The 1,787-nt window shown below is 53.1% G+C and carries 1 rRNA gene; it reads right to left on the bottom strand.

Annotation, left to right across the window (positions count from 1 at the left end):
* Positions 1 to 95: 95 nt before the first annotated feature.
* Positions 96 to 1,726: ribosomal RNA gene (locus AN619_RS15190) — 16S ribosomal RNA — on the bottom strand.
* Positions 1,727 to 1,787 lie beyond the last annotated feature (61 nt).

Below are 1,787 nucleotides of genomic sequence, written 5' to 3'. Positions count from 1 at the left end.
CAATCTCAACAGTATCTTTTCTGAAAGACTTCGGTTTTGCTATCTCCCTTGGTCTCTCAAAACTATACAGTGTAAGGGCAGCCTTTTCTCCCTAGAAAGGAGGTGATCCAGCCGCACCTTCCGATACGGCTACCTTGTTACGACTTCACCCCAGTCACTCATTTCACCTTCGGCAGCTGTCTCCTTGCGGTTGACTCACTGACTTCGGGTGCCCTGAGCTCCCATGGTGTGACGGGCGGTGTGTACAAGACCCGGGAACGCATTCACCGCGGCATTCTGATCCGCGATTACTAGCAACTCCGGCTTCATGTGGGCGAGTTGCAGCCCACAATCCGAACTGTGACTGGCTTTTGGGATTGGCTCCGGATTGCTCCTTCGCTGCCCTTTGTACCAGCCATTGTAGCACGTGTGTAGCCCAGAACATAAGGGGCATGATGATTTGACGTCATCCCCACCTTCCTCCGAGTTCTCCCCGGCAGTCTCTCTAGAGTGCCCATCTTTCATGCTGGCAACTAAAGACAAGGGTTGCGCTCGTTGCGGGACTTAACCCAACATCTCACGACACGAGCTGACGACAACCATGCACCACCTGTCTCCTCGTCCCAAATGGAATTTCACCCGTTACGGCTAATGCGAGGGATGTCAAGTCCTGGTAAGGTTCTTCGCGTTGCTTCGAATTAAACCACATGCTCCGCTGCTTGTGCGGGTCCCCGTCAATTCCTTTGAGTTTCACTCTTGCGAGCGTACTCCCCAGGCGGAGTGCTTAATGCGTTAGCTGCGGCACCGAGGGCTTCCGCCCCCGACACCTAGCACTCATCGTTTACGGCGTGGACTACCAGGGTATCTAATCCTGTTTGCTCCCCACGCTTTCGTGCCTCAGCGTCAGTTACAGTCCAGTAAGTCGCCTTCGCCACTGGTGTTCCTCCTAATATCTACGCATTTCACCGCTACACTAGGAATTCCACTTACCTCTCCTGCACTCAAGCCCATAAGTTTCCAAGGCTTACCACGGTTGAGCCGTAGCCTTTCACCCCAGACTTTATCGGCCGCCTACGCACCCTTTACGCCCAGTGATTCCGGATAACGCTTGCCCCCTACGTATTACCGCGGCTGCTGGCACGTAGTTAGCCGGGGCTTCCTCCTAAGGTACCGTCATTCTTCTTCCCTTAGGACAGAGCTTTACGACCCGAAGGCCTTCTTCGCTCACGCGGCGTTGCTGCATCAGGGTTTCCCCCATTGTGCAATATTCCCCACTGCTGCCTCCCGTAGGAGTCTGGACCGTGTCTCAGTTCCAGTGTGGCCGTTCACCCTCTCAGGTCGGCTACTGATCGTCGCCTTGGTGAGCCGTTACCTCACCAACTAGCTAATCAGACGCGGGCCCATCCTATGCCGATAAAATCTTTCACCATCCATACATGCGTATGTCCGGCTATATGGGGTATTAGCACAACTTTCGCTGTGTTATCCCCCTGCATAGGGCAGGTTGCCCACGCGTTACTCACCCGTCCGCCGCTGTCCAATGTTCAACACTCAATACTCAGTATCACATAAAACCTTTGAGCATGTGTTGGCTTTTTATTAACGCGTGTAGGACTCCAACTTCGTTTCCGTCCTAGACGCGGCTCAATCTACTGAATAATCAGTGTTGAACATTGGACCGCTCGACTTGCATGTGTTAGGCACGCCGCCAGCGTTCATCCTGAGCCAGGATCAAACTCTCAAATCAAATTCTTCCTTCTCTTTGCTTGCTGGCTTTCCTCTTACACTGTGTAGTTTTCAAAGACCAA

The organism is Thermotalea metallivorans (genome assembly GCF_001562415.1).
GTDB classification, from domain to species: domain Bacteria; phylum Bacillota; class Clostridia; order Peptostreptococcales; family Thermotaleaceae; genus Thermotalea; species Thermotalea metallivorans.
The sequence above is the reverse complement of the archived record's forward strand: the minus strand, read 5'-3'. Positions and strand labels throughout refer to the sequence as shown.